The sequence below is a fragment of the Ferrovibrio sp. genome (assembly GCF_965278975.1).
GTDB lineage: Bacteria > Pseudomonadota > Alphaproteobacteria > Ferrovibrionales > Ferrovibrionaceae > Ferrovibrio.
Window position 1 is genome coordinate 3,498,807 of the sequence record NZ_OZ257126.1, and the last position, 26,425, is coordinate 3,525,231.

At 64.9% G+C, this 26,425-nt stretch carries 23 protein-coding genes; 13 read left to right on the plus strand and 10 right to left on the minus strand.

What is annotated here, in order from left to right:
- Positions 1–5: 5 nt before the first annotated feature.
- Genes ACQY7X_RS16535 through ACQY7X_RS16545 form a run of 3 tightly spaced genes read left to right on the plus strand, consistent with a single transcriptional unit; the run spans position 6 to position 3,143 of the window.
- On the plus strand, positions 6–1,340 hold the full coding sequence (locus ACQY7X_RS16535) for a PQQ-binding-like beta-propeller repeat protein (protein WP_428246517.1): 1,335 nt from the start codon (positions 6–8) through the stop codon (positions 1,338–1,340).
- 7 nt (positions 1,341–1,347) lie between these two features.
- Positions 1,348–2,748: a ribosome biogenesis GTPase Der gene (gene der, locus ACQY7X_RS16540; protein WP_428246518.1), complete on the plus strand. Its 1,401-nt coding sequence runs from the start codon at positions 1,348–1,350 to the stop codon at positions 2,746–2,748.
- 2 nt (positions 2,749–2,750) lie between these two features.
- Positions 2,751–3,143: a GFA family protein gene (locus ACQY7X_RS16545; protein ID WP_428246519.1), complete on the plus strand. Its 393-nt coding sequence runs from the start codon at positions 2,751–2,753 to the stop codon at positions 3,141–3,143.
- 141 nt (positions 3,144–3,284) lie between these two features.
- On the opposite strand, the gene ACQY7X_RS16550 is transcribed toward ACQY7X_RS16545, so the two are convergent.
- Both ACQY7X_RS16550 and ACQY7X_RS16555 read right to left on the minus strand, forming a co-directional pair.
- A complete protein-coding gene (locus tag ACQY7X_RS16550; RefSeq protein ID WP_428246520.1) occupies positions 3,285–4,457 on the minus strand; it encodes a pyridoxal phosphate-dependent aminotransferase in 1,173 nt (390 codons plus the stop codon).
- 14 nt (positions 4,458–4,471) lie between these two features.
- Complete coding sequence (locus ACQY7X_RS16555) at positions 4,472–6,028, minus strand: gamma-glutamyltransferase (protein ID WP_428246521.1); 1,557 nt, start codon at positions 6,026–6,028, stop codon at positions 4,472–4,474.
- On the opposite strand from ACQY7X_RS16555, the gene ACQY7X_RS16560 reads away from it, so the two are divergent.
- From ACQY7X_RS16560 to ACQY7X_RS16580, 5 genes are all read left to right on the plus strand, one after another.
- Complete coding sequence (locus ACQY7X_RS16560; RefSeq protein WP_428246522.1) at positions 6,027–7,433, plus strand: M48 family metalloprotease; 1,407 nt, start codon at positions 6,027–6,029, stop codon at positions 7,431–7,433. The two genes, ACQY7X_RS16555 and ACQY7X_RS16560, sit on opposite strands and share 2 nt — an antisense overlap.
- Positions 7,434–7,538: 105 nt before the next feature.
- Positions 7,539–8,297 (plus strand): DsbA family protein, encoded by a 759-nt coding sequence (locus tag ACQY7X_RS16565; protein ID WP_428246523.1) that lies wholly within the window; start codon positions 7,539–7,541, stop codon positions 8,295–8,297.
- 89 nt (positions 8,298–8,386) lie between these two features.
- A protein-coding gene (gene prfB, locus ACQY7X_RS16570) for a peptide chain release factor 2 (RefSeq protein WP_428246524.1) occupies positions 8,387–9,497 on the plus strand; the annotation gives its coding sequence in 2 pieces (ribosomal slippage) (positions 8,387–8,455 and positions 8,457–9,497; 1,110 coding nt in all).
- Between the two features lie 39 nt (positions 9,498–9,536).
- Positions 9,537–10,955: a 1-acyl-sn-glycerol-3-phosphate acyltransferase gene (locus ACQY7X_RS16575; RefSeq protein ID WP_428246525.1), complete on the plus strand. Its 1,419-nt coding sequence runs from the start codon at positions 9,537–9,539 to the stop codon at positions 10,953–10,955.
- Positions 10,952–11,632: an esterase/lipase family protein gene (locus ACQY7X_RS16580; RefSeq protein WP_428246526.1), complete on the plus strand. Its 681-nt coding sequence runs from the start codon at positions 10,952–10,954 to the stop codon at positions 11,630–11,632. Before ACQY7X_RS16575 ends, ACQY7X_RS16580 begins: the two co-directional genes overlap by 4 nt.
- Positions 11,633–11,635: 3 nt before the next feature.
- Here the strand turns inward: ACQY7X_RS16580 and ACQY7X_RS16585 are convergent, their stop codons facing one another.
- The 4 genes from ACQY7X_RS16585 to ACQY7X_RS16600 form a co-directional block, all read right to left on the minus strand.
- Positions 11,636–12,133: a bactofilin family protein gene (locus ACQY7X_RS16585; protein WP_428246527.1), complete on the minus strand. Its 498-nt coding sequence runs from the start codon at positions 12,131–12,133 to the stop codon at positions 11,636–11,638.
- Positions 12,090–13,415, minus strand: coding sequence for a peptidoglycan DD-metalloendopeptidase family protein (locus ACQY7X_RS16590; RefSeq protein WP_428246528.1), 1,326 nt, complete (start codon positions 13,413–13,415; stop codon positions 12,090–12,092). Before ACQY7X_RS16590 ends, ACQY7X_RS16585 begins: the two co-directional genes overlap by 44 nt.
- Positions 13,416–13,718: 303 nt before the next feature.
- Positions 13,719–14,204 (minus strand): thioredoxin-dependent thiol peroxidase, encoded by a 486-nt coding sequence (gene bcp / locus ACQY7X_RS16595; protein ID WP_428246529.1) that lies wholly within the window; start codon positions 14,202–14,204, stop codon positions 13,719–13,721.
- Complete coding sequence (locus ACQY7X_RS16600; protein ID WP_428246530.1) at positions 14,179–17,220, minus strand: bifunctional [glutamine synthetase] adenylyltransferase/[glutamine synthetase]-adenylyl-L-tyrosine phosphorylase; 3,042 nt, start codon at positions 17,218–17,220, stop codon at positions 14,179–14,181. Before ACQY7X_RS16600 ends, bcp begins: the two co-directional genes overlap by 26 nt.
- Before the next feature lie 102 nt (positions 17,221–17,322).
- Between ACQY7X_RS16600 and ACQY7X_RS16605 the strand changes: the two genes are divergently transcribed.
- Entirely contained in the window at positions 17,323–20,523 is a 3,201-nt protein-coding gene (locus ACQY7X_RS16605) for an AsmA-like C-terminal domain-containing protein (protein ID WP_428246531.1), read from the plus strand.
- 10 nt (positions 20,524–20,533) lie between these two features.
- Here ACQY7X_RS16605 and tyrS read toward each other — a convergent pair whose 3' ends face one another.
- Positions 20,534–21,793, minus strand: coding sequence for a tyrosine--tRNA ligase (tyrS, locus tag ACQY7X_RS16610; RefSeq protein WP_428246532.1), 1,260 nt, complete (start codon positions 21,791–21,793; stop codon positions 20,534–20,536).
- Between the two features lie 80 nt (positions 21,794–21,873).
- On the opposite strand from tyrS, the gene ACQY7X_RS16615 reads away from it, so the two are divergent.
- On the plus strand, positions 21,874–22,965 hold the full coding sequence (locus ACQY7X_RS16615) for an anhydro-N-acetylmuramic acid kinase (RefSeq protein ID WP_428246533.1): 1,092 nt from the start codon (positions 21,874–21,876) through the stop codon (positions 22,963–22,965).
- On the opposite strand, the gene ACQY7X_RS16620 is transcribed toward ACQY7X_RS16615, so the two are convergent.
- The gene (locus ACQY7X_RS16620) at positions 22,962–23,651 is read right to left on the minus strand and encodes an alpha/beta hydrolase (protein WP_428246534.1); all 690 of its coding nucleotides are present in this window, start codon (positions 23,649–23,651) and stop codon (positions 22,962–22,964) included. The two genes, ACQY7X_RS16615 and ACQY7X_RS16620, sit on opposite strands and share 4 nt — an antisense overlap.
- Before the next feature lie 128 nt (positions 23,652–23,779).
- On the opposite strand from ACQY7X_RS16620, the gene ACQY7X_RS16625 reads away from it, so the two are divergent.
- Positions 23,780–24,898: a cysteine desulfurase family protein gene (locus ACQY7X_RS16625; RefSeq protein ID WP_428246535.1), complete on the plus strand. Its 1,119-nt coding sequence runs from the start codon at positions 23,780–23,782 to the stop codon at positions 24,896–24,898.
- A 121-nt stretch (positions 24,899–25,019) separates the two neighbouring features.
- The gene (locus ACQY7X_RS16630; protein WP_428246536.1) at positions 25,020–25,349 is read left to right on the plus strand and encodes a ferredoxin family 2Fe-2S iron-sulfur cluster binding protein; all 330 of its coding nucleotides are present in this window, start codon (positions 25,020–25,022) and stop codon (positions 25,347–25,349) included.
- A gap of 7 nt (positions 25,350–25,356) precedes the next feature.
- Here the strand turns inward: ACQY7X_RS16630 and crcB are convergent, their stop codons facing one another.
- Positions 25,357–25,740 (minus strand): fluoride efflux transporter CrcB, encoded by a 384-nt coding sequence (gene crcB / locus ACQY7X_RS16635; RefSeq protein ID WP_428246537.1) that lies wholly within the window; start codon positions 25,738–25,740, stop codon positions 25,357–25,359.
- A gap of 89 nt (positions 25,741–25,829) precedes the next feature.
- Here crcB and ACQY7X_RS16640 point away from each other — a divergent pair, with 89 nt between their 5' ends.
- Positions 25,830–26,210 (plus strand): TfoX/Sxy family protein, encoded by a 381-nt coding sequence (locus ACQY7X_RS16640; protein ID WP_428246538.1) that lies wholly within the window; start codon positions 25,830–25,832, stop codon positions 26,208–26,210.
- Positions 26,211–26,222: 12 nt separating this feature from the next.
- Here the strand turns inward: ACQY7X_RS16640 and ACQY7X_RS16645 are convergent, their stop codons facing one another.
- Complete coding sequence (locus tag ACQY7X_RS16645; RefSeq protein WP_428246539.1) at positions 26,223–26,420, minus strand: DUF2783 domain-containing protein; 198 nt, start codon at positions 26,418–26,420, stop codon at positions 26,223–26,225.
- Between the last annotated feature and the right edge of the window lie 5 nt (positions 26,421–26,425).

The window sequence follows — 26,425 nt, forward strand, 5'->3', positions numbered from 1 at the left end:
TGCCAATGCGCGCCCGCCATCTTGCTTTACTGCTGTTGCCGCTGCTGCTTGCCGGCTGCGATACCGTCACCGATTTCTTCACGGTGAAGGACAAGCCGAAAGTGGCGGGCGAGCGCATCTCGGTGCTGGCTTTCGACTCCCAGCTCGATCCCGATCCGCAACTGGCGCAGATGCCGGTGCAACTGCCAAAGCCCTGGGCCAATGCCGATTGGCCGCAGCCGGGCGGCTATCCCAGCCATGCCATGCAGCATCTGGCGTTGGGTGACACGCTACGTGAAGTCTGGAATGCCGATGTTGGCGCGGCGGGCGACGACGAGACCAAGATTCTCGGCCAGCCGGTGGTTGCCGAGGGCCGCATCTTCACCAAGGACGCGGCCTCGCGGGTCACGGCCTTCGATGCCAATACCGGCCGCCGGCTGTGGCGCGTCGATCTGACGCCAAGGGGCGAGACCGAAGGCGCGCTGGGCGGTGGCCTGGCCTATGCCGAGGGCAAGCTGTTCGTTGCCACCGCCTATGGCGACGTGGTGGCGTTGCAGCCCAATACCGGCCTGCTCTATTGGCATGTGCCGCTGAAACTGCCGGTGCGTGGCGCGCCGGCCACCGAAGGCGGCCGCGTCTACATCATCACCCAGGATAACCAGCTTTTCGCCCTGGAAGGCGATACCGGCCGCCAGCTCTGGACCTATGCCGGCATCGTTGAAGCTGCTGGCCTGCTTGGCGCCGCTGCACCGGCGGCGGAAGGCAGCACTGTGGTGGCGCCGTTCTCGTCGGGTGAAGTGGTGGCGCTCCGTGCCGAGACCGGCACGGTCGGCTGGTCGGAGCAGCTGGTGCGCACCGCAGGCCGCGTCAGCGCCATCGGCGCCTTGAATGATATCAACGCGCTGCCGGTGATCGACCGGGGCCGTGTCTACGCGGTGAGCCAGTCGGGCCGCTTTGTCGCCATCGACATTCGTACCGGCGAGCGTGTCTGGGAGCGTGCCATCGGCGCGGTGCAGACGCCGTGGGTGGCGGGCGACTTCATCTTCGTGGTGACGGTGGATGCCGAGCTTATCTGCCTCAGCCGCCGCGACGGCAAGGTGAAGTGGATCCGGCAGCTTCAGCGGTACAAGGATCCCACGGCACCCGTGCGCAAGGGCGTGATCACCTGGTATGGCCCGGTGCTGGCCGGCGACCGTCTGATCGTTGCTTCCACGGACGAGCGCGCCTATGCGATCTCGCCCTATACCGGCGACCTTGTTGGCGCCATCAAACTTTCAGGCCCGGCGGCAGTAGCGCCGCTGGTGGCAGGGCAGACGGTCTTTATCCTGACCGAAAACGCCCGCCTGACCGCTTTCCGCTAGGGTTCCAATGCAACGCAAAGTCGCCATTGTCGGCCGGCCCAATGTCGGCAAGTCGACGCTGTTCAACCGGCTGATCGGCAAGCGCCTGGCGCTGGTCGATGACACGCCGGGCGTGACGCGTGACCGCCGCGAAGGCCAGGGTCGGCTCGGCGATCTTGAATTCATCATCATCGACACCGCCGGCCTTGAGGACGCGGAAGACGAAACCATGGCTGGCCGCATGCGGCTGCAGACCGAGCAGGCCGTAGCTGAATCCGATGTGGTGCTGTTCGTGATCGACGCCCGCGCCGGCATCACGCCGCTGGACGAGCATTTCGCCAAATGGCTGCGCCGCCGGCGCAAGCCGATGCTGCTGCTGGCCAATAAATGCGAAGGCCGCTCTGGCATCACAGGGCTGGCCGAGGCGCATGGCCTGGGGCTTGGCCAGCCGCTGCCGGTTTCCGCCGAGCATGGCGAGGGCTTGTCTGACTTGCATGACGCATTGTTGCCGCATGTCGGCGCCCCGGAAGAAGAAATCCAGGAAGTCGAGGACGAAGGCGCGCTGCTGCCGGTCGATGTTGATGTGGATGTCGAGACACCGGATGATCCGACGCGGCCGATCCAGCTTGCCGTGGTGGGCCGCCCCAATGCCGGCAAATCGACCCTGATCAATGCGCTGCTCGGCACCGACCGCCTGCTCACCGGCCCGGAGCCGGGCCTGACGCGCGACAGCATCACCATCGCCTGGGAATACCAGGGCCGCCGCATCCGCCTGGTGGATACCGCCGGCATGCGGCGCAAGTCCCGCGTGGAAGAGAAACTGGAAAAACTCTCCGTCGCGGACTCGCTCTATTCCATCCGCATGGCGCAGGTGGTGGTGCTGATGCTGGACGGCCATCTCGGCTTCGACCGCCAGGACCTGACCATCGCCGATCATGTGCTGAGCGAGGGCCGCGCCCTGGTGATCGCCGTGAACAAGTGGGATCTGGTGGAAGACCGCGCCAAGGCGTTGCGCGAGATCGAGGACCGGTTGCAGACCTCGCTGCCGCAGGCGCGCGGCATCCCGGTGGTGACGCTCTCCGCGCTTACCGGCCGCCATCTCGACCGCCTGCTGCCGGCGGTGATGAAGCAGTATGAACGCTGGAATACCCGCATCGGCACGGCGGCCTTCAACCGCTGGCTGGAATTCATGCTGGCGAAGAATGCGCCGCCGCTGGCCAATGGCCGCAGCGTGCGCATCCGCTATGGCACCCAGGTGAAAACCCGTCCGCCGACGATCTCGCTATTCGCGGGGCGGGCCGAAACCATCCCGGAAAGCTACCAGCGTTATCTGATCAACGGTTTCCGCGATGCCTTCGATCTGCCGGGCATCCCGATCCGCGTCATGCTGCGCAAAAGCAAGAATCCCTACGACACTGATAAGAAATAGGCATGGGCAGCTACCGTGGTTCGTGCCATTGCGGCACCGTGACGTTCCGCATCGACGCGGAGATCACCGAACTGACCACCTGCGACTGCTCGCTCTGTGCCAAGAAGAACGCGCTGATGACCAAGGTGCATGAAAGCGCCCTGACCATTACGTCCGGTGAGCAGGCGCTGACGCTCTATCAATGGAACACGCAGCGCGCCAAGCATTATTTCTGCTCGCGCTGCGGCATCTACACGTTTCACCGCAAGCGCGCCGCGCCGGATCATTACGGCGTCAACATCCAATGTCTGGACGATTTCGACCACAGCAAGGTGCCGGTGCGTGCCACCGAGGGCGCCAACATGACCGTGGTGGCGCCTGACCCCCGGCCGGAATGGCCCGGGCCACGGGAGTGATTTTCACGTTCAGCAAGTAACAAATGCGGTCATGGTCCGCGAAGGCGGACCATCCATGCGTATTTTTTTGTTTTTGTGAAAGCAAACTCGTCGATGCCCTGCCTGCGCAGGGCATGACGCCTTTTTTGATCAGTTCGGCCGTTACTTCTTCCAGGCGTGCAGCCGGCGCGCGGCCTCGATCATGCGCTCGGTGGCACCGGCGAATGAGAAGCGCATGAAGTAATGGCCACGACCACGGTCGAAATCGAAGCCGGGGGTGGCGGCGATGCCGGTATCCAGCAGCAGGCGGGTGCAGAAATCCTGCGCATCATTGGTGAAGCGCGAGATATCGGCGTAGATGTAGAAGGCGCCATCGGCCGGCGCCAGCTTGTCGAAACCGGCTTTCGGCAGTTCGTTCAGCAGGATCTCGCGGTTCTTCGCATAGCGCGCCACATTCTGCTCCAGCTCGTCATAGGCCGAGAGCGCGGCGATGCCGGCCACCTGGCTGATGCCGGGGGCGGAGATGTAGAAATTCTGCGACAGGCATTCCACGGCGCGGATCAGTTGCGGTGGCAGCACCATCCAGCCGAGCCGCCAGCCGGTCATCGAGAAGTATTTCGAGAAGCTGTTGATCACGATGGCCTGGTCGGTGAGGGCCAGCACGGATTCCGCGCGGCCGCCATAGGTGATGCCGTGGTAGATTTCATCGACGATCAGCCAGCGGTTCTTCGCGGCGCAATCGCGCACCAGGGCGGCGAGCGAGGCGTGGTCGAGCATGCAGCCGCTGGGATTGGCCGGGCTTGCCACCAGCACGCCCTTGGCATTGGGCGCTGCCGCCTGGATGGTTTCCGGTGTCGGCTGGAAGCGGGTCTCGGCTTCCGTCACGATCATCTGCGGCACCAGATCGACCGCCTTGAGGATGTTGCGGTAGGCCGGATAGGCCGGCTCACCCAGTGCCACTTCGTCGCCGGCATCGAAAGCCGCGAGGAAGGCAAGCTGGAAGCCGGCCGAGGAGCCGGTGGTGACGACAATGCGTTCCGCTGGCACATCCAGGCCATAATACTGCCGGTAATGACCGGAGATCGCCTCGCGCAGTTCCGGCACGCCGAGAGCCAGCGTATAGCCCAGCGGATTGGTCTGCGCGGCCTTGGTCGCGGCCTCGATGGCGGCGCGCGGTGCCGGCGTCGAGGGCTGGCCCACTTCCATGTGGATCACGTCGCCGCCAGCGGCTTCGCGCGCGGCGGCGGCCTTCATCACTTCCATGACGAAGAACGGGTCGATGGCGCCGCGCCGTGAGGGCAGGGGGCCGGTAAGCGGCTTCACAACGCTGGGCATCGCGTTACTCCAGATCAGAATTCATCGCCGGCGCTGAGGCCGAAGCCGCGCGGATCGGCACCGCCACGGCAGCTTTCGGGGCTGCGCGGCACGCCGTTGCTGCACGCCGTCATGGTTACACGGCCAAGGCGCCGCACTTCCACCGGCGGCACGCCGCGCTGGGTGATGGCGCCAAGCATGGCGGCATCGACACCGGCTTCGTGCATCACCGGTGCCTGCGGGCCGGGCTGGAACAGGCGCGGCTTGGCCAGCACCTGGTTGAGCCGCAGCTTAGATGTGAAAGCCTCGATCATCACCTGCGCCAGCGCGGCGGGGCCGGGCGCGCCGCCGCTCACCGCAGCGGCGGCGAAGCTCTGCTTGGCGGTGTAGTTGGCGGCGACCATGGCGGCGAGGAACGGCGTCTCGTCACCGGCAATGCCTGGTGTGGCGGCAAACAGGATGCCGGTTTCGGTGCCGATCCGGCGGCTGCCGAAGGCACGGCCCAGGCCGATGGCGCAGGACACCGCGCGGCCATCCTTGTCGATGGCCGAAATGCTGGCCGAGCCATGCTCGAACAGCGGCGCATTGCCTTCCAGGCCGCGATAGGCCTGGCCGATGGCGGTGGCGAATTCGCGCGGCTTGGCGCTGCCCACGCTTTGGATGCTGAAGGCACTGGCCGGGCTGAAGCCCTGTTCCACCAGCCAGGCGGAAGTGGCGCCGCCGCGTGCATTGGGCGAGGCATAAACAGTCATCGCATACTGGAACGGCAGTTCGATCGGCTTGGTCACTTCGGCGGCATAGCCGCGCAGATCGTCTTCCTTGATGGCGCCGCCGATGCGGGCCGAGTCAGCGATGATCTGGCGGGCCACCTGGCCCTGGTAGAAATCGGTCGGGCCGGCGCTGCGGACGCGGCCGAGCACGAAGGAGAGTTCGTTCTGCACCAGCAGATCGCCCTCGGCACGCAGGGCGCCGGTCGGGCCGCCCAGCAGCCGGGCCAGGGCCGGATCGCCGATGGCAGGCGGATTGGCCTCCTGCACCGATTGCATGAAGGCGCGGCTGGTGCGCTCGCCGAACCGCGCCAGCGCCTCGGCCGGAGACACCACGGCTTCCCAGCGCAGGGTGCCATAGACGCCCTGCAGCATGGCCATGCCGCGCAGCAGGCCGGGGATCGGCACACTGCCGCCACCGGCCGGCAGGCGCGGCAGGAACTCTATCGTATCGGCCCGCTTGCGCGCCGGGTCGACGGCAACGCAAAGGCCACCGGCGCCAAGCGACACGGCGGTGGGATAGGTGACGGCCATGGCCAGGGTGCCGGCAACCACGGCATCGGCGGCACTGCCACCGGCTGCAAGAATGTTACGGGCCACTAGCGTTGCGCGCGGTTCATCGGCGGCAACCACACCCGTGAAACCCTTGGCGGATTGGGGCGTCGGATCGCTGGGTTCCGCATCTTTCTTGCCGCAACCCGCCAGCACCAGCAGGGTGAGGGCCAGGGCAAGCGAGGGGGCGGTGCATTGACGCAGGCCGGCCTGCTGCCTACCTTTGAAGGGCTGGGACGAAACCTCCAGCCGGTTCGGACTCGAATTTCTCATGGCTTTACGCTGGTCCTCTCTGCGCCGACCCATTGCGGCCGGTTGCGCCCTTATCCTCGCCATTGCCGCTATCCTGCCCACCCTCGCGGTGGTGTTGCCAGGCGAAGCGTTGGCGCAGCGGCGTGGCGTATCGCTGGTGCGCGATGCCGAGATCGAAAATACCATCCGCGCCTATGCCGTGCCACTGTTGGCGGCGGCCGGATTGACCGCCGACTCGGTCCAGGTGCATCTGGTTAACGACCGCTCCCTGAACGCTTTTGTGGCTGGCGGGCAGCGTATTTTCGTCCATACCGGCCTGTTGCAGCGGGCCGAGCCCCCGGCCCAGGTGATTGGCGTGCTGGCCCATGAAATCGGCCATATCTCCGGCGGCCACCTGTCGCGCCTGGAGGATTCGCTCGGCAATGCCTCGGCGCTGATGATCGCCTCGATGCTGCTGGGTGTTGCCGCCGGTGTCGCTTCCGGCAACCCGGATGCCGCCGTGGCCGGCATCCTGGCCGGGCAGCAGATCGCCGAGCGCAATTTCCTTTCCTTCACCCGGGGGCAGGAGGCTGCCGCCGACCAGGCCGGCGCCAATTTCCTTGATTCGACCCAGCAGAGCATCATGGGGCTGGTCGAATTCATGAAAATCCTGGCCAACCAGGAGGCATTGCAGGCGGACCGCCAGGATCCCTATGTGCGTACCCACCCGCTTTCCGCCGACCGCGTGGCGGCGCTGACGGCGCGCGCCGAGCAGTCGCGCTATGCCAAGGTGCCGGACAACCCGGAGAATATCGAACGCTTCAAGCGCATGCAGGCCAAGCTGATGGGCTATCTCGACGGCCTTGGCGCCACCCTGCGCAAATACCCGGAAAGCGATACCAGCCATTATGCGCGCTATGCCCGCGCCTTTGCCTATTTCCGCGCGCTGGATTTCACCCGCGCCCAGACCGAGGTGAACAGCCTGATCGCCGAGTTCCCGAACGATCCATTTTATCACGAACTCAAGGGCGACATCCTGATCGACATGGGCAACGTGCGCGACGCGTTGCAGCCGCATCGCCGCGCCCATGAACTGGGGCCGCGCGAGCCGCTGCTGGCCTATGGCTATGCCCGCGTGCTGGTGGCGCTGGAAGACAACAGCCTGCTGCCGGAAGCCGTCACCATCCTCAAGGATGTGGTGCAGCGCGAGCCGGAAAGCTCCGCTGCCTGGCAGCAGCTTGCCATTGCCTATGGCCGCAGCGGCGATATCGGCATGGCGTCGCTGGCCAGCGCCGAACGCTATCTGATCGAAGGCGCGCTGCGCGATGCCCAGGGCCAGGCCGAGCGCGCCCAGCGGCTGCTGAAGGAAGGCACGCCGGGCTGGCTCAGGGCGCAGGATGTGATTGCCGCCGCCAAGGACCGCCGGCGCGAAATGCGCAACCGCTGAGGTCGCCCATCACTGTTTCGTGGCCATCACTGTAACGTGGCTTGTATCGCGCCCCTCCCTGCGGCCATAGTCCGCAACCGTTTCACCCAGTTCAGGACATTCCCCATGCTGCTGTTGCGTCGTCTGTTCATTGCTCTGCTCATGCTTGCTGCCAGCTTTGCCGGTCCGGCGCTGGCGCAGCAGAAGGCCGAGCCGGTGCCGCAGGAATTGCGCGATGCCGTGAAGGAGTCGCTGCTGGAAAGCCCGCGCCTGCTGGAAGTGCTGGTGCGGCATCCGGAACTGATCACCGAGGCCTGGCAGGAATTGAAGCAGCAGGAAGCGGCGGTCAAAGCCGCGCTGGCGGCAAACCGCAAGGAAATCTTCGATGACGGCGTGTCGCATGTCGCCGGCAACCCGAAGGGCGATGTGACGCTGGTGGAGTTCTTCGACTACCGCTGCGGCTATTGCAAGCAGGTGCAGCCTTCGGTGCTGGCGCTGCTGAAGGAAGATACCAAGCTGCGCGTGGTGCTGAAGGAACTGCCGGTGCTGGGGCCGGATAGCATTACCGCAGCCCGCGCCGCCATCGCGGCGCAGCAGCAGACCGGCAAGTATCTCGGTTTCCACAATGCGATGATGGCGCATCGCGGCCAGCTGTCCGAGGCCGAGGTGCTCCGCATCGCCAAGGAAAGCGGCCTCGACGTGACGAAGCTGAAGGCAGACATGGCCGCGCCCCGGGTGGCCGAGGTGATTGAACGCAACCTGGCGCTGGCGACCAAGCTCGGTATCCAGGGGACGCCCGGCTTCATCATTGGCGACGAGATCGTGCCCGGCGCCATCCCGCTGGAAGCGATGCGGAAACTGGTGCAGCAGCAGCGCGGCGGCTGACCGGCTTCTGAGCACAGCGGAAATTGACAGCGGCGCCATAGGCCCTTATGGTCCGGCGCGAAATTAACCATTTGCCCTGGATTATTGCCATGCGTGCCGAAATCAAGGCCGTAGCCGATGAGATCAAGCAGTCGTTGGAACTGCTGAGGAGGTCTCTTTGACTGGGATAACTCGGTTAAACGGCTCGAAGAACTGAACGCCAAGGCGGAAGATTCCAGCCTCTGGAACAACCCGACCGAAGCCCAGGTGGTGATGCGTGAGCGCAATCGCCTGGACCGCCAGATCGGCACCCAGCGCAAGCTGGAGCAATCGCTGCAGGATAATATCGACCTGATCGACATGGGCGAAGCCGAGGGCGATGCCGATGTGGTGGCCGAGGCGGAAGCCGCCATCGGTGCGCTTGGCGCCGAGGTCGAGAAGGCGCGGCTTGAGAGCCTGCTTTCCGGCGAAGCCGATCCCAACGACGCTTTCCTTGAAGTGCATGCCGGCGCCGGTGGCACCGAAAGCCAGGACTGGGCCTCGATGCTGTTGCGCATGTATGTGCGCTGGGCCGAGCAGCATGGCTACAAGGTGGAATTCCAGGAAGAAAGCGAAGGCGAAGAGGCCGGGATCAAATCCGCCACCATCAAGGTCAGCGGCCCGAATGCCTATGGCTGGCTGAAGAACGAGACCGGCGTGCATCGCCTGGTGCGTATCTCGCCGTTCGATTCCAATGCGCGGCGCCATACCAGCTTCTCCTCTGTCGGCACCTATCCGGTGATCGACGACAGCATCGAGATCGATGTGCAGGAGAAGGATCTGCGGATCGACACCTACCGCGCCTCGGGCGCCGGCGGCCAGCACGTCAACAAGACCGATTCCGCCGTGCGTATCACCCATATGCCGTCCGGCATCGTGGTCGCCTGCCAGACCAACAAGAGCCAGCATCGCAACCGCGACGAGGCGATGAAGATGCTGAAGGCCCGGCTTTACGAGCGCGAATTGCAGAAGCGCGAGGCCGAGAAGCAGAACGTGCTCGACAGCCAGACCGATATCGGCTGGGGCCACCAGATCCGCTCCTATGTGCTGCATCCCTACCAGATGGTGAAGGACCTGCGCACCAATGTGGAGACCTCTGACAGCCAGGGCGTGCTGGACGGCGACCTGGACAGGTTCATGGCTGCCCAGTTAGCATCCAAGGTCGGGGCCAAGGCCGAGTAGAAGCCGCGCGGCCCCATCTAGCCTGGGGAGGCGAGGGGCGTGGATCAGACCATCGAGATACCGCTGTGGTTCGCGGTGCTGGCAGCTTTTCTCGCGGCGATCGGCCTGGCCGACCGCCTGCTGGTGCCGGGCGTGCGCTGGTTCCTGCGCCGCCGCCTCAACCGCGTGATCGATGATCTGAACCAGCGGCTGCAACTCAAATTGCGCCCGATCACGCTGACCCGGCGGCAATCCCTGATCGACCGGCTGCTTTATGATCCGCAGGTGGTGGCCGCCGCCGAGGCGCATGCGCGGGAACGCGAAATGCCGCGCGAAGTGGCGATGGCGCAGGTGGAGCGGTATGCGCGCGAGATCGTGCCGGCCTTCAATGCCTATTTCTATTTCCGTGTCGGCTATTGGCTGGCCCGCCGGCTGGCCCGCACGCTCTACCGTGTCCGCGTCGGCTATACCGACTCTGCTGGCCTGGACGCCGTGCCGCGCGATGCCACGGTGGTGTTCGTGATGAATCATCGCTCGAACATGGATTATGTGCTGGTGGCCTATCTTGCCGCCGATCAGGCCGCCTTGAGCTATGCCGTGGGCGAGTGGGCGCGGGTCTGGCCGTTGCAGCAGTTGATCCGCGCCATGGGGGCCTATTTCATCCGCCGCAATTCCAACGATCCGCTCTATCGCAAGGTGCTGGAGCGTTATGTGCAGACCGCCACGGCCGGCGGCGTGCCGCAGGCGATTTTCCCGGAAGGCGGCCTGACCCTGGATGGCAGGATACGCCAGCCCAAGCTCGGCCTGCTGGATTACCTGGCGCGCGCCTTCGATCCGGCGGAAGGGCGTGATGTGGTGTTTGTGCCGGTCGGCATCAATTACGACCGCGTGCTGGAAGACCGCAGCCTGCTGCGCAAGCTGGATCCCGATGCCAAGCGGGTCAGCGCCAGCGCTGCCATCGGCACCGTGCTGCGTTTTGCCGGCCGTAACCTGCTGCGTGCGATTTCCGGGCGCTGGTACCGCTTCGGCTATGCCTGCGTCAATTTCGGCACGCCGCTTTCGCTGCGCCATTGGTTGCAGCAGCGCGGTGCCGGTGATCTGCGCCTGGTGGAGAAGGAGGCGCGCTCCGGCCATGTCGCGGCGCTGGGCTCAGAACTGATGCAGCGGGTCGGTGCCGTGGTGCCGGTGCTGCCGACTGCATTGGTATCGCAGGTGCTGTTGCAGGCGGGCGAGGGGGCATTGCTTTCAAGCGTCGAGATCAAGGCACGCTGCCTCGATCTGATCCAGCGCCTGGAGGGCCAAGGTGCCCGCATCTATGTGCCGCGCGGCGATCTCGATTATGCCATCGAGACCGGCTTGCGCATGCTCGGCCTGCGGCGCATCATCTTGCGCGATGATGCCGGGCTCTACCGCCTCAATGCCGCCGACAAGCCGATCCTCGGTTACTACGCCTATTCGATTGCGCATCTGCTGCCATGATTGCCGGTTCTGAAACGCAGCGTGTGGTGCTGCTGCATGGTTTGTCGCGCACCCGGCGTTCGGTTGCCAGGCTGGAAGCCTCCCTGCGTGAGGCAGGCTATGATGTGATTAACTGGGATTATCCGAGCCGGCGGCACAGCATCGCCGAACTGGTGGTCTTGTTCCGCGCGCTCTGTGCCGATCTCGCCAAAGAGCCGAAGCCGACGCATTTCGTCGGTCATTCGCTCGGCGGCCTGATCATCCGTGCCGGCCTGATCGAGCCGGTGCGATTTCCGCTCGGCCGGCTGGTGCTGATTGCTTCACCGAACCGGGGCGTCAGTATTCTGCGCCGCTTCGAGGAGGTGCCGTTGCTGGCCGATCTGCCGCGCCTGTTCGGCCGCCCGGTATTGGAATTGGGCCGCGACGCGGCATGGTTTCAGCAGCTCGGGTTGCCGCAGGCGGAAATCGGCGTGATTGCCGGCACGCGCGGCTTTCATCCGCTCAATCCGTCAAGCTGGTTCAACACCCTGCTGGGCAATCCGCAGCCGCATGACGGCACGGTGGAGCTCGATTCCGCCATGCTGCCGGGGATGACGGATTTCCTCAGCCTGGATGTGGCGCATACCTTCATCTGCGACGATGAACGCGTCATCGCCGCGGTGAAGCGGTTTCTCGCTACCGGTGGATTCGCGGGGTAGGGGTTACGAACTGGCGCGCAGGGCTTCGGCCTGCTTCTCGGCCTTCTCGATCTTGTCGGCCTTTTCAGCCTTCCCCGGGGCCGGCTGCGGGTCCGGGTTGTGGGTGATCTGCGTCACCACGCTGAACTTCGCTGCTGCTTCGCGCGGGTTCTCGGCGAATTTGCACAGGCCTTCGATCTTGGCGCCGGCGGCAATCGAGAGCAGTTCGTGCCAGATATCGCCACGCACCCGGGCGGTCTTGTCGAGTTCCACCGACTTGGCGCGGATACGGCCGATCACCTCGCCGCGGATCAGCACATGATCGGCCACCACTTCGCCGACCACGCGGGCATTTTCCCCGATGGCGAGGCGTTCGGCCGAGACATCGCCGTTCACCACGCAATCGATCTGCACCTCACCTTCGGAGGCGAGGTCGCCATTGACCGTCAGGCCGACGCTGAGCAGCGAAGGCGGGGCCTTACTGGCGCCCGGCGTTTGCGTCTTCTTGCTGTTTGAAAACATGATAGCCCGCCTCGATGAATTTGCCGGGATCGACAGGTTCGTCGTCCAGCAGAATTTCGTAATGCAGATGTTGCCCGGTGGAACGGCCCGTGGAGCCCATGGTGCCGATACGCTTGCTGTAGGAAACGACGTCACCCACCTGCACGCCAATCGTGTTGAGGTGAGCATAGCGCGTCTTGATGCCAAGGCCATGGTCAATTTCCACGGCACGGCCATAGGGGCCTTTGCGGCCGGCAAACACCACCACGCCGGCAGCCGTGCTCAGCACCGGCGCATTGCGCGGGCCGATCAGGTCCAGCCCGGCATGGAAGGCCCATTGCTTGGTGAAGGGGTCCATGCGGCGGCCGAAGCCGCTCGAAGTCTCGGTTTCTTCCGGGTTTACCGGCAAGGCCAGCGGCAGGCGCTGGGCCAGCGCCACCAGTTCACCCCAGCGGCCGAGCTTGCCTTCCAGCTTGGCCACGTCGCGGTCGATCGGGTCAGCCAGCGCCAGCGAGGCAGCATCGGCATTGCCGGTTTGGGCGGTCGGCTGCGCCGCGGCATCGGCCACGGTGCGCAGCGGCCCGCCGATACCCACTTCGGCGCGGGCGGCGGCATGGCGTTTCATCAGCGCGTCGATATCCAGGCCGGTGCCGCGCAGGGTTTTTTCCAAGGCGGCAACATTTTTATCCGTACGCTGATTGAGATCGTCGAGCACATCGCGCTGGCGGCCACGCAGCGCCAGGATGCGGCTTTCGATCTCGCCCGCTTTCGGTGCCGGCTGCCCGGCGCCCTTCTGGCGGCTGCTGCGCAGCATCGCTTCCAGGTCTTCGATATTGCGCGGCGTGGCATCCGCTGCTTCTTCCTTTGCCGCCGATTCGGGTTTCACCGGCTGCGCTTTCACCAGCTCGATAGCCTTCTCGGCCGGCTTCTCGGCGGGCTTGGCTTCAGCCTTTGCATCGGGTTTGGTTTCGGGAGCTTTCGGCAGCGCAGCGCTGGCCAGGGCATTGGCCGGTTTGTCAGCAGGACGGGGTGCTGCCTTGGCATCGGCGGTATTCGTGGTGGCGGCATCGGCCTGTGCCTTCGACGCCATGTCATGCAGGCGGCGGTAGCGATCTTCCAGGTCGCGCGAGGCGATCAGGAAGTTTTCCTGATTACGCTCGAAATCCTGCGCCAGGCGCTCATAGGCAATGGTGAGTTCGGCAATGCGGCGGTCACGGCTTTCGAGCAGGGTGTCACGGTAGATCGCGTTCACCGAGGCATAACCAATCCAGCCGGCGAAGGCGAGGACGCCGATGCCGAGCATGAGCTGGGTGCGTCCGGACAGCGCGACATAGCGTACGTCGCCGCGACTGCGGAAAATAATTTGCCGCTCCGGAAAATTGCGGTCGCGCCACTCCCGCCATTGCCTCAATGCGCGTCTGCTCACCGGCCCCCCGTTTGCATGTATCGCCGATCGATCTAAACCAGCGTAATTAGGACGTATTTGGCTTGGTTAATGCAAGCCAGTATCTGTTGCAAACTGAAAGAAACGCGTGACAAACATTGGGGGCATTTTGTCGCGCGCATTATGCACAGGGTGTGGATAACGGCTGCAACTGCTTGATTCTCAAAGTGCCTGCACAGCGGCTAAAACCTCCGCGATATGGCCCGGCACTTTTACCTTGTGCCAAATCTGGCGAATCTTCCCGGCGCCATCAATCAAGAAAGTGGCGCGCTCGATTCCCATGTATTTGCGGCCATACATGCTCTTCTCCACCCACACGCCGTAAGCCTCCGTAACCTTGCCTTCCTCATCGGAAGCAAGCTGCACCGAGAGCTTGTGCTTGGTCTTGAATTTGTCGTGCGCGGCAACACTGTCGCGCGAGCAGCCGATCACCACGGCGCCGAGCTTGTCGAACTTGGCCTGCGCCGCCGTGAAGTCGAGTGCTTCCTTGGTGCAGCCGGTCGTATCGTCCTTGGGATAGAAATATAGCACCACCGGCTTGCCCTTGAACTGGCTGAGCGACAATTTGCTGCCGCCATCGCCGGGCAGGCTGAACGCAGGCGCCTTGTCGCCGGGCTTCAGATCAACGCTCTTGCTGCTCATGGGCATCTGCTCCTGTGGTCGCTTCGCCGCGCAGGCCGTCGGCAAGCGCAAGATAGGGTGTGGCTGGTGCCTCCACCAGAGTCTGGTAGAGCTGATACACGGCGGTTTGCATTGCTTCCAGCCGCTGTGTCAGCCGCGTCAGGTCGGGTTCGCCAAGCAGGGCCGGCAGCCGCTTGGCAAGAGCCGGCGGCCATTGCTCGGGCCGCTTCGCCGCCGGGCCGGCCAGCCGGGTCAGCGCCAGCAGGTCGCCCTGGAATTTTGCCGCCGCGATCAGCATGTCTGCCGCCTGGCGTTCCAGGCAGCCGGCATCGCGCAAGGCATGCAGGGCTTGCAGTGGTGTACTGTCGAGAATCCCGGGTGCGGCAGTGGCGTGGCGCAATTGCAGATACTGTGTGATGAACTCGATATCCACCAGCCCGCCGCGTGCCTGTTTCAGCGCCCAGGCGTCGCGCGCCGGCTTGGCCCGGGCCAGCCGGTCGCGCATATGCGCCACACTGGCCAGCAGCTTGTTGGGATCGCGCTTCATCGCCAGCACGCTTTGGCGCACGGTGTCGAATTTCTTTGCCAGCGCCGGTGAGCCGCAAACGACGCGGCCCCGGGTCAGTGCCATATGCTCCCAGGTCCAGGCTTCCTTCTGCTGGTATTCCTTGAAGGCTTGCAGTGCGGTGGCGATCGGTCCGGCATTGCCCGAAGGCCGCAGCCGCATATCAACCTCGAACAGCCGGCCTTCGCCGGTCATCGCGGTGATGGCGTTGATGAAGCGTGGGCAGAGCCGGGCGAAATACAGACCGGGCGTCAGTGGCCGCTTGCCATCCGATTGCCCGGCCTTTGCCGGATGTTCGTAGAGCAGCAGCAGGTCGAGATCGGATTCCAGGGTCAGTTCGCGGCTGCCGAGCCGGCCGAAGCCGATCAACGCCACCTGGGCACCGGGCACCACGCCGTGATGCTGTGCGAATTCAGCCTGCACATGGCGCAGCAATTCGCTCAGCACCGTGTCGGCTACGCTGCTCAGCGCACGGCCGGCGCTGATGCCGTCGAGTTGGCCGCGCAACAGGCCGATGCCGACCTGCAGGCGCAATTCGCTGGTCCAGCGCCGTGTCCAGTCCAGCACATCCTGGAAGTCGCGCGCCGAACCGAGCTGGCGTGACAGCGAGGCGGCCAGCCGCTCCGGCGTGAAATCCGGCGGCGTCTCGGCATATTCCAGCAGGCTGTCGAACAGGGCGGTGTTCTGCGCCAGACTTTCAGCGAGGTGCGGCGCGGCGGCAAGCAGTTCGGCCAGCACATCGAGCACGGCGGGATTGCTCTGCAGCAGGCTGAAAAGCTGCACCCCGGCAGGCAGGCTGGAAAGGAAATGATCGAAGCGGCGGATGGCCTCGTCGGGGCTGCCGGTGCGGCTGAAGGCTTCCAGCAATTGCGGCATGATGGCAGTGAGCTTCTCGCGCGCACGCTCGGAACGCATGGCGCGGTAGCGGCCGAAATGCCAGCCGCGCACCATGGCAGCGATTTCCGGCGGCTGGCTGAAGCCGAGTTGCTGCAAGGTGGCGAGCGTTTCCGGATCGTCGTCGGTGCCGGTGAAAACCAGGCTGCCCTGGTTGCTGCCCAGGCTCGGCGCTTCGGCGAAGAGTTCGTCGTAATGCGTCTTCACCCGCGTCAGCAATGCCAACAGCTTGGCGCGGAAGGCATCGGCACTGGCTTCGCCGAGGAAATCGGCCAGCCGCGCGATCCCCTCGGCATCATCCGGCAGGGTATGGGTCTGTTCGTCATTCACCATTTGCAGGCGATGCTCGACCTTGCGCAGATAGCCGTAATCGGCGATCAGCTCCTGTGCCGCGCCGGGATCCAGGCGTTCGGTGGCAACCAGGGCGTTGATCGCTTCCACGGTGCCGATGGCGCGCAGTCGGCTGTCGCGGCCGCCGGCAATCAATTGCTGCGTCTGGGCAAAGAATTCGATCTCACGGATGCCGCCGCGCCCGAGCTTGAGATTGTGGCCCTCAATGGCGATTTCGCCATGGCCCTTATGGGCATGGATCTGGCGCTTGATCGAGTGGATATCCTCGATGGCGGCGAAATCCAGGTTCTTGCGCCAGACATAGGGCGTCAGGCGTTTGAGGAAGCCGCGCCCGGCCTCAAGGTCGCCGCCGACCGGCCGCGCCTTGATCATTGCCGCGCGTTCCCAGTTTTGCCCGAAGCTTTCGTAATAGGCCTCGGCTGCGGCCATCGAGAGCGCCACCGGGGTCGAGCCCGGATCGGGCCGCAGCCGCAAGTCCGTGCGGAACACATAACCATCGGCGGTCTGCTCATGCAGCAGCCGCACCATCTGCTGGGTCAGCCGCACATAGCATTCCAGCGCCGTCTTGCGGCCCTGGTAGCGCACCACCTCCTGATCGAACAGCATGATCAAGTCAATGTCGCTGGAGTAGTTGAGTTCCCGGGCACCCAGCTTGCCCATGCCGAGTGCCACGAAGCCGGAACCTTTGCAGGGTTCCTTTGGCGAGGGCAGTTCCAGGTCGCCGCGCGCGGCGGCATCGCGCAGCACCGCGCCGATGGCCAGGTCGATGGCCAGGGCGGCGAAGTCGCTCAAACTGCCGGTCACCATTTCCAGTGGCCAGAGTTCGGCGATATCCGCTACCGCGATGATCAGCGCCACCTGGCGCTTGGCGCTGCGCAGCGGCAGCATCAGGGCTTCGGCATCCTCGGCCACCGCCGCGGCCTTGCGCAACGCGCCCAGGGTTTCCTCCAGGGTTGCATCCGGACCCTGGCGCAGCAGGGTCAGCATGGCTTGTGGCTCCTGGCGGGCCAGATCGCTCAAATAGAGGCTGTGGCTCCACAGGCAGTCGAGCAGGCGGCGGGCGGGGGCCTTGGCCGACTCAGTAGTTAGCGCCTTGGCCAGCCGGGTTCCGGCCCGGTCCTCGGCAGCAAGGTCCGTCAGCATCGACTGCCAGGCATCCAGGCCGCGCGCAACGGCATCCGCATCGCGGGCCGGCGGCAGGCGTGACCAATCCTGAGATGGCAGTTTTGCCATGGTGTTTCCCTCGAAATCCTGGGCCAAAGTCGGCTAAACTCCCCTACCGGTCAAGCATTCGGCCGGCACCGCTAACGCCTTGGAAAGGCAAGCTGCTTCGCCATGTTGCGCTGGAGTCGATTATTCGTTCGTACCATGCTTGGCCTGTGTGTCACCGCCGGCCTGCTGGCGGCTGCCCTGGTCTGGCGGGTAAGCCGCGAGCCGCTGTCGCTTGAGTTCATGGTGCCCTATCTGCAGGAAAGCCTGAGCCTGGCCGATCTCGGCCTCAAGGTCGGGTTTTCCGACGTCGTGCTGGCCTGGAAGCAGGACGAGCAGGCGCTGGGCCTGCGTATTGTCGATGCCACCATTTCCAGTGAACGCGGCCCGTCGCTGAAACTGCCTGAGATCGATCTGGGCTTGAGCGGTGCCTCGCTGCTGCGCGGCGTGCTGGCACCAACCTATCTGCGGGTGCGTGGCGCCGATGCGGTGCTGCTGCGCGAGGCGGACGGTCGCTTCCGCCTCGGACTGCCTGACGCGGTTTATGCGCCGGATGCGCCGCCGGAGCCGCAGGCGGCGAACGAGGATTTCATGGCGGTGGTGTTCGCCAGTCTGTTCGAGCGCCTGTCGCGACCAGTGGATCTGAACGATCCGCTCGGTCAGGTAACCCAGGTGTCAATGGAGATTTCCCGCCTGGTGATCATTGACCGCAAGCTGCGGCGCCGCTGGGAGGCGCCGGGCGCCTGGTTCCAGGCCGATCGTGGTGAGAACAGCGTGCGGGCACAGTTGCAGGGCAGCCTCGCCTGGCGCGACAAGCAACTCAGTCTGGCACTGACCGCCGTGTATTCCGCGGCTGACCGTGCCGCCCAGGCCTATCTGCGTTTCGAGGGGATCGAGCCGGCGGATTTCGCCGATGTGGCGCCGGAAGTGAAGCAGCTTGCCGGTTTGCACATGCCGCTTTCGGGCCAGCTTTCCTTCCGGCTGGGCCAGAGCGGCGAAATCGCTAATCTGCGCTACGACCTCAATGCCGGCGCCGGCCATGTGGAATTGCCGGAATTGTGGAAACAGCCGCTGCGGCTGCGCGAGGCGCGGGTGCAGGGCGCCATGAACACCTCCGCCACACCCGGCATTGGTGAAACCCTGGCCATCGAGGCGGCGAGTTTCCATTTCGAGGATGGTGTGCGTCTCGGCTTCAGCGGCGAATTGCATCGCCCGGCGCCGGACGAATTCGCCGTGGACATCAAGGGCCAGTTTACCGACCTGCAGATCGATCGGCTGAAGCTCTATTGGCCACAGGATGCGGCGAAGAATGCCAACGACTGGATCAACGGCCATATCCAGGGCGGCCGTGTGCCACAAGCGGAATTCACCGTCCAGCTCAGCCCGGCAATGCTTTCGGGCAAGCAGAAGCTGCCGCGCAATGCGGTGCGGCTGGCGTTCAATTTTGAAGGCTTGAGCGTCGACTATTTCGCACCTCTGACGCGCCTGACAGAGGCGCGGGGAGATGCCGTGCTGGATGCCGACGAGTTCAACCTCACGGTCGCCAGCGGCAAGGTCGGGCCGATGGCCACCAGCAACGGCAAGCTGCGGATCAATGGGCTGCAGGCGCGCGACCAGTTCGCCGATATCGCCGTCACGGTTGCCGGGGTGAACAAGGACCTGCTCGGCCTGATCGACCAGAAGCCGCTCGGCTATGCCACCCAGCTTGGCATCAAGCCGGCGGTGGTGGAGGGCCAGGGCCGCGTCGATGTCAGCTTCAATTTCCCGCTTGAGCACAAGCTGAAACTCGATGATGTGAAGTTCACCGCCAAGGCCGATCTGGTCAGTCTGGCGATCCCGGATATCTACGACCGCTTCGCCCTTACCAATGGCGCCATGCAACTGCGTGTCGATCCCAAGGGACTGGATACGGACGGCACGGCGGCGCTGAATGGCGTGCCGGTGCGCCTACATTGGCGCCAGGAATTCGATTCCCGCCAGGCGGTGACGGCGCGCTACCGCATCTCCGGCCGCGCCGATAATGAAGGCCGCAAGGCGCTGGGCTTCGATCTCGATCCGATGATCGATGGCCCGGTGGATGCCTTAGCCGAAATCGAGAGCCGCCGCCTGGGCAATGAAACGGTGATCCGCACGCAGCTGGATCTCACGCCGGCGAAACTGGCGATTGCCGATATCTACTGGGAGAAGCCGGTCGGCAAGACCGGGGCGGCGCAGTTCACCGCGCGGTTGAAGCCGAATGCGCCAACCCTGTTCGAGGGGCTGCGCGTCACGGCAGACCAGTTCGTCGCCGATGGCAGTGCGTCGCTAGGCAATGATGGCGCATGGTCGTTGAAGCTTGGCATGCTGCGGGTCGGCGGGAATGAAGCCAATGTCGATCTGCGCCGCGCCGCCAATGGCGACACTGTGCTGCGCGCCGAGGGCAAGCATTACGATCTGACGCCTTTCGTGAAGGCGATGGATGCCGATACCGGCGAGCCAAAGCCGCAGCCCCATCTCGACCTGCGGCTGCGCTTCGATGATGTGCGGCTGGATGAAACCACGGCATTGCGCAATTTCGCACTGGATTTGCAGCGCGGCACGCTGTTCACCGAACAGCTTGATCTTTCCGGCGCTTTCCATGGCGGTGGCACATTGGCGGTGCGCATCGCGCCAGACCCGGACAAGGCAAAGAAGCAGCGCCAGCTTACCGTGCGCAGCGACAATGCCGGCGCGGTGTTCAATTATCTCGGCGTCGAGAAGATGCAGGGCGGCAGCCTCACCGTGGATGGCCGTTACGACGATGCCAAGCCGGGCCAGCCGCTGGAAGGCGTGCTGAGCGCACGACAGTTCAAGGCGGTGCAGGCGCCGTTCCTGGCCCGCCTGCTCGGTATCGGTTCCTTCACCGGCCTGGCGGCTTTGCTGTCAGGCGAGGGGATCAGCTTCGAGACTGCGCATATCCCGTTCACGCAGAAGGATGGCGTGCTGACGCTGCAGACCAGCCGCATCCGTGGCCCACAGCTTGGCATCACCCTGGAAGGCACGGTCAACAGCAAGACCAATCATGTGAATATCAACGGCACCGCCGTGCCGGCTTTCGTGCTGAACACGATCCTTGGCCGCATCCCGCTGCTCGGCGATCTGTTCATCGGCGATGGCATCATCGGCGTGAATTTCGCCGTCAGCGGCCCGAAGGACAAGACCGAAGTGAGCGTCAACCCGCTCTCGGCCATCGCGCCGGGCTTCCTGCGCCGCATCTTCCAGGCCAGCGGCAGCAGCAGTGGCAGCAGCAACAGCACGGGCGACATGCCGGTGGAAGTGCCGCCACCGCCGCCGCAGATTGCGCCCTGATCAGGCAGCCTTAGTCGGCAGCCGCCACCAGCACATGGCGCTTCTTGCCGAATGAGAGGCGCAGCTGGCCATCGGCACCGAGATCGGCCAGCGTAATGGCGCGGGTTTCTTCCGCCACCGGCTGGTCGTTGAGCCGGATGGCATTGCCACGGATATGGCGCCGGGCTTCGCCGCCGCTCTTGGCGAAGCCGGCTTCCAGCACAAGCTGAAACGCCTCGATGCCGGCAGCCAGACGCGCGCGCGGTACGGCCATGATCGGCAGGTCGCCGCCGAACTCGCCCTGCTCGAAAGCCTTGCGGGCGGTCTCGGCGGCGGTTTCCGCCACATCGCGGCCATGGCACAGGGCGGTTGCCTCGGTGGCCAGCACCTTCTTGGCATCGTTCAGTTCGGCGCCGCGCAGGCCCTCCAGGCGCTTGATCTCGTCCAGCGGCAGATCGGTCATCAGGCGCAGGAAGCGGCCGACATCGGCATCTTCGGTGTTGCGCCAGTATTGCCAGTAATCATAGGGCGCCAGCATGTCCTCGTTCAGCCACACCGCGCCGCTGGCGGTCTTGCCCATCTTGGCGCCAGACGCAGTGGTGAGCAGCGGGCAGGTGAGGCCGAACAATTCCATCTCGGCGGCACGGCGGCCCAGCTCGACGCCGTTGATGATGTTGCCCCACTGATCCGAGCCGCCCATCTGCATGTTGCAGCCATAGCGGCGGCCCAGTTCGACGAAATCGTAGGCCTGCAGGATCATGTAGTTGAATTCGAGAAAACTGAGCGGCTGCTCGCGGTCCAGGCGCAGCTTCACGCTGTCGAAGCTGAGCATGCGGTTGACCGAGAAATGCCGGCCATAGTCGCGCAGGAAATCGATGTAGTTGAGGCCGTCGAGCCAGTCGGCGTTGTTCACCATGATCGCATCGGTGGCGCCATCGCCGAAGCGCACGAAGCGGTTGAACACCCGCTTGATGCTGGCCATGTTCTCGTTGATCGTCTCGGTGGTGAGCAGCTTGCGCTGCTCGTCCTTGCCCGAAGGATCGCCCACCTTGGTGGTGCCGCCGCCCATCAGCACGATTGGCTTGTGGCCGCATTGCTGCAGCCGGCGGAGCATCATGATCGACAGTAGATGGCCGGCATGCAGGCTGGGGCCGGTGCAGTCGTAGCCGACATAGGCGATGATGCCGCCGGGCGTTTGTGCCTTGGCGTCGAGTTGCGACGGTTCCGTGCATTGATGCAGGTGGCCGCGCTCGGCCATGATGCGCAGGAAGTCGGATTTGAACTCGGTCATCGTCATCACCAATACTGCCGGGAAAAGCGGCGTTGGTTTACCATAGGCCCGCCTGTAAGCCTAGTTCTGGAGTTCCTGTCTTGTCCCAACTGCCCTGGATCATCGGCCTGATGAGCGGCACCTCGATGGATGGTATCGATGCCGCGCTGCTGCGCTGCGACGGCCGCAATCTGGGCGGTTTCGGCCCGGCCCTGACGCTGCCCTACAGTGATGCCCAACGTGACGCCATCCGCGCCGCGCTGGGCGAGGCAGGGCAGGGCGCCATGGCGCTGTCGCGTGCCCTGGCCGAAGCCCACGCCCAGGCGGTGGCACGGCTGCTGGATGAGGCCGGCCTGCGGCCTGGGGATGTCCGCCTGCTCGGCTTCCACGGCCATACCCTGCTGCATCGCCCGGAGCGCGGCCGCACCTGGCAGGCTGGTGACGTGGCGCTGCTGGCACGGCTTGCCGGGATCGACACGGTGGGCGATTTCCGCAGCCAGGATGTGGCGCTGGGCGGGCAGGGTGCGCCGCTGGTGCCGCTATATCATGCCGCGCTGGCGCGCTGGTCGAAGCTGGACCTGCCGCTGCTGGTGCTGAATATCGGCGGTGTTGCCAACATCACCTATATCGGCAGCGCGCGTGATGAGGACCTGCTGGCCTTCGATACCGGGCCGGGCAATGCCCTGTTGGATGACTGGCTGCTGCGCCATACCGGCCAGAGGCTGGATGAAGGCGGCAAGCTCGGCGCCCAGGGCGAAGTGGACGAGCCGACCCTGGCGCGGCTCTTGTCGCATCGCTATTTCCAGGCCAGGCCGCCGAAATCGCTCGACCGCGATGATTTCTCCGCCGACAGCGTGGCGCAGCTCTGGCCTGCCTCGGGTGCCGCGACACTCACCGCTTTTACCGCCGCTGCTGTGGCCCGCGCGCTGGAGCATCTGCCAAAGCGGCCGTTGCGCTGCCTGGTCACGGGCGGCGGGCGGCATAATCATACCATGATGCGTGAACTCGCCGAGCGACTGGCGATGCCGGTGGAGCCGGTGGAGGCTGTCGGCTGGCGTGGCGATGCGCTGGAAGCGGAAGCCTTTGCCTATCTCGCGGCGCGGGCCGAAGCCGGGTTGCCGCTCAGCCTGCCGGGCACCACGGGTGTACCCTATCCGGCCAGCGGCGGGCGGCTATTCAGGGCGAGAGCTTAAGACTGCGTCTGGTTGCCCTTGCCGGGCACCGGACGCGGGCCGGCGGATGCCAGCAGCGCCGCCTTCACATACTTGTCGGCGGCGGAGGTAAGGTCGTCCAGCTTGCCCTCGAAGAAGTGATCCGCGCCGGGCACTTTCTTGTAGTCGATCTTGATGCCCTTCTGCAGCGACAGCCGCTGTGCCAGCTTGTTCACATCATTCTCGGGCACGATCTTGTCGTCAGTACCCTGGATGATCAGGCCGGAAGACGGGCAGGGGGCGAGGAAGCCGAAATCATACATGTTGGCCGGCGGCGCCACCGAGATGAAGCCGTCGATTTCCGGCCGGCGCATCAGCAGTTGCATCGAGATCCAGGCACCGAAGGAGAAGCCGGCGATCCACACCGCCGAGGCATTGGCGTTATAGGTTTGCAGCCAGTCCAGCGCCGAAGCGGCATCGGAAAGTTCGCCTTCGCCATTGTCGTAAACACCCTGGCTGCGGCCGACGCCACGGAAATTGAAACGCAGCACGGAGAAGCCGCGCTTGGCGAAAACATGGAACAGGTTGTAGACCACCTTGTTGTTCATCGTGCCCCCGTATTGCGGGTGCGGATGCAGGATCAAGGCGATCGGCGCATTGGCCTCCGAGCCATGCTGGTACCGGCCTTCGAGGCGGCCATCAGGACCGGGGAAAATGACATCGGGCATGGGCGGAACTACACCTGGGCGGCGGTCGTTGATTTAACCAGTTGAAAGCAGCGGGATTTTACCATAAACGCCGGTTCCGGATTCAAGCTAAAAACGATCCATCCACAGCCCTCGATTGGCCCCTGACAATGCCGCAGGCCCCTCTCTACCTCGATTACAACGCCACCGCGCCGCTGCGGCCGGAGGCGCGCGAGGCCATGCTGGCAGCCCTGCTGGAGCCCGGTAACCCTTCGTCGATACACGCTTTCGGGCGCCGCGCCCGTTCCGTGAAGGAGGCCGCGCGGGCCCAGCTGGCGGCCCTGGTGGGGGCGGAACCGGCCGAGATTCTTTTCACCTCGGGTGGCACCGAAGCAAACAATCTGGCCCTGGCCCGAGCCCCGGCGGCGAGCCTGATTGTCTCCGCTTTGGAGCACGACTCGGTGCTGGCGCCGGCCCGAGTCGGGGGGCGACCGGTGTATTTCCTGCCGGCATTGCCCTCTGGACTGGTGGATTTGTGCGCCCTGGAGCGGTTGCTGGCCGAGGCGCCGAAGCCGGCCCTGGTCGCCCTGATGCTGGCCAATAACGAGACCGGCGCCATCCAGCCGGTGGCCGAGGCGCAGGCGCTGGTACGCGCCGCCGGCGGCCTGCTGCTGGTGGATGCGATTCAGGCAGCCGGCAAGATGGCGGTGAATTTCTCGGCGCTGCAGGCCGACATGATCAGCCTGTCGGCCCACAAGCTCGGCGGGCCGACCGGCATTGGCGCCCTGGTGCTGCGTGGCGACCTTGCCATAGAGGCATTGCAACTGGGCGGCGGGCAGGAGCTGGGCCGCCGCGCCGGCACGGAAAACCTTTCCGGCATTGCCGGCTTCGGCGCCGCCGCCGAAGCGGCGCGGCGCGATCTCGGCCAGATGGCGACAATCGCCGCCTGGCGCGATGGTTTCGAGGCGGCGATCCGCGCGGCCGCGCCCGATGCGGTGATCCATGCCGGCAGCGTTGCGCGGCTGCCCAATACAAGCTGCATCGGCATGCCGGGTGTGGCGGCGGAATTGCAGGTGATGGCTTTCGATCTGGCCGGCCTGGCGGTTTCCGCCGGCTCGGCCTGCTCATCGGGCAAGATGAAGCCGAGCCATGTGCTCAGCGCCATGGGCTGCGACGAAGCCACGGCGCGCGAGGCGGTGCGCTTCAGCTTCGGCTGGAACAATGCGCCGGGGGACGCGCAGCGGGCTGCCGAGGCCTGGATTGCGCTCTATCGCCGCAAGCGGGGTTAGAGCGTTTCATCTTGATATGGAAATACCAGCGGCGCAGATGATTCGATATCAAGATGAAGCGCTCTAGTTGCCCAGACTGGCGCTGGGCGCTATATCAGGCCGGTCCAGTCAGGAGCGCCCCATGCCGAAGATGACCTTCATCCAGACCGATGGCAGCCGCCGCGAGGTGGATGCGCCGCTCGGCCTTTCGGTGCTGGAAGTGGCGCATAAGCATGGCATCGATATCGAGGGCGCCTGCGAGGGTTCGCTGGCCTGCTCCACCTGCCATGTCGTCGTCGATCCGGCCTGGTATGGCAAGCTGCCGGCGGCCAAGCCCGACGAGGAAGACATGCTCGATCTTGCTTTCGGCCTGACCAAGACCTCCAGGCTCGGCTGCCAGTTGCTGATCACCGAGGCGCTGGATGGCCTGGTGGTGAAACTGCCCACCGCCACGCGCAACATGATGGGCTGAGGCGCGGTTAAGCGCGCGTTGCCGCCTGCACCAGTGCCAGCCCGGCCCAGGTCGCCAGCAGGCAGGCAATCACCGATATGGCCACGTTGCCCCCGGCGCGCAGGATATAGCCATCGCGCAACAGGCTCAGGGTTTGCAGGCTGAAGCTGGAAAACGTGGTGAAGCCGCCACAGATGCCCACCATCACGAATAGCCGCGCGTTGTCGGTCCACAGGCCGCGCCCGAGCACCAGGGCCGCCGCCGCGCCGATCACGAAGCTGCCCAGGATATTGACCAGCACCGTACCCCAGGGAAAGCCGGTGGTGTGGTGGCCATCGATGGCATTGGCCATCCAGTAACGGGCGACACTGCCGAGCGCGCCGCCGGTGGCGATCAGGAGGTAGGCTTGCATGGAGGCACGCTAGCCCAAGGGCCGGGATGCGTCAAAGTTTCCGCTTCTTGCTCTTTCGCGGCGGCGTCCATCGCGTTAACCTCCGGCCCATGACCGCTTCCAACGTCTTCATGGACCACGCCGCTGAGCTTTTCGCGCCGCTCGGTCCGATTGCCGTGCGCCGCATGTTCGGCGGTGCCGGTGTCTTCTGCCGTGGCATCATGTTCGCGCTGATCGTCGACGACACGCTCTATCTCAAGGCCGATGCCGAGACCAAGGGTGATTTCGAGGCACGCGGTGTCGGCCCCTTTGTCTATAACGGCCGTGGCAAGCCGGTGGCGATGAGCTATTGGCAGTTGCCGCCCGACCTGATGGACGATCAGGACGAATTGCTCGACTGGGCGCGCAAGGCCTATGCCGTGGCGCGCAAGCAGAAGGCGGAAGAGCCGCCGCCGAGCCGCCGCCCGACGATGGCACGCCACAGGCGCTGATTTCCCCGGGCGCTAGTTCTTTTCCGCGTCGCCGCGCGCCAGCCGCATGGCTTCTGCCAGCACGGCGCGGTCGCCGATGTGATTGGCCAGCAGCAAGGCCAGCTTCGCCGTCGCTAGGCGCGCGCGGCGGTCATCCAGTCCCTGGGTCATGGCGACAAGCTGCTCGTAGAAGCCATCCGGATCGGGAATGTTGGGTTCGGTGTTCAGCATGGCGC

What these genes read in the sequence shown, in the direction of transcription:
- tyrS (WP_428246532.1), bottom strand. Translation starts at nt 21,793, where the DNA reads ATGACCGAGTTCAAATCCGACTTCCTGCGCATCATGGCCGAGCGCGGC.
- ACQY7X_RS16640 (WP_428246538.1), top strand. Translation starts at nt 25,830, where the DNA reads ATGACCGCTTCCAACGTCTTCATGGACCACGCCGCTGAGCTTTTCGCG.
- ACQY7X_RS16625 (WP_428246535.1), top strand. Translation starts at nt 23,780, where the DNA reads ATGCCGCAGGCCCCTCTCTACCTCGATTACAACGCCACCGCGCCGCTG.
- crcB (WP_428246537.1), bottom strand. Translation starts at nt 25,740, where the DNA reads ATGCAAGCCTACCTCCTGATCGCCACCGGCGGCGCGCTCGGCAGTGTC.
- ACQY7X_RS16550 (WP_428246520.1), bottom strand. Translation starts at nt 4,457, where the DNA reads ATGCCCAGCGTTGTGAAGCCGCTTACCGGCCCCCTGCCCTCACGGCGC.
- ACQY7X_RS16645 (WP_428246539.1), bottom strand. Translation starts at nt 26,420, where the DNA reads ATGCTGAACACCGAACCCAACATTCCCGATCCGGATGGCTTCTACGAG.
- ACQY7X_RS16560 (WP_428246522.1), top strand. Translation starts at nt 6,027, where the DNA reads ATGGCTTTACGCTGGTCCTCTCTGCGCCGACCCATTGCGGCCGGTTGC.
- bcp (WP_428246529.1), bottom strand. Translation starts at nt 14,204, where the DNA reads ATGCCCATGAGCAGCAAGAGCGTTGATCTGAAGCCCGGCGACAAGGCG.
- ACQY7X_RS16580 (WP_428246526.1), top strand. Translation starts at nt 10,952, where the DNA reads ATGATTGCCGGTTCTGAAACGCAGCGTGTGGTGCTGCTGCATGGTTTG.
- ACQY7X_RS16600 (WP_428246530.1), bottom strand. Translation starts at nt 17,220, where the DNA reads ATGGCAAAACTGCCATCTCAGGATTGGTCACGCCTGCCGCCGGCCCGC.
- ACQY7X_RS16620 (WP_428246534.1), bottom strand. Translation starts at nt 23,651, where the DNA reads ATGCCCGATGTCATTTTCCCCGGTCCTGATGGCCGCCTCGAAGGCCGG.
- ACQY7X_RS16585 (WP_428246527.1), bottom strand. Translation starts at nt 12,133, where the DNA reads ATGTTTTCAAACAGCAAGAAGACGCAAACGCCGGGCGCCAGTAAGGCC.
- ACQY7X_RS16590 (WP_428246528.1), bottom strand. Translation starts at nt 13,415, where the DNA reads ATGCTCGGCATCGGCGTCCTCGCCTTCGCCGGCTGGATTGGTTATGCC.
- ACQY7X_RS16630 (WP_428246536.1), top strand. Translation starts at nt 25,020, where the DNA reads ATGCCGAAGATGACCTTCATCCAGACCGATGGCAGCCGCCGCGAGGTG.
- ACQY7X_RS16605 (WP_428246531.1), top strand. Translation starts at nt 17,323, where the DNA reads ATGTTGCGCTGGAGTCGATTATTCGTTCGTACCATGCTTGGCCTGTGT.
- ACQY7X_RS16535 (WP_428246517.1), top strand. Translation starts at nt 6, where the DNA reads ATGCGCGCCCGCCATCTTGCTTTACTGCTGTTGCCGCTGCTGCTTGCC.
- ACQY7X_RS16565 (WP_428246523.1), top strand. Translation starts at nt 7,539, where the DNA reads ATGCTGCTGTTGCGTCGTCTGTTCATTGCTCTGCTCATGCTTGCTGCC.
- ACQY7X_RS16555 (WP_428246521.1), bottom strand. Translation starts at nt 6,028, where the DNA reads ATGAGAAATTCGAGTCCGAACCGGCTGGAGGTTTCGTCCCAGCCCTTC.
- ACQY7X_RS16545 (WP_428246519.1), top strand. Translation starts at nt 2,751, where the DNA reads ATGGGCAGCTACCGTGGTTCGTGCCATTGCGGCACCGTGACGTTCCGC.
- der (WP_428246518.1), top strand. Translation starts at nt 1,348, where the DNA reads ATGCAACGCAAAGTCGCCATTGTCGGCCGGCCCAATGTCGGCAAGTCG.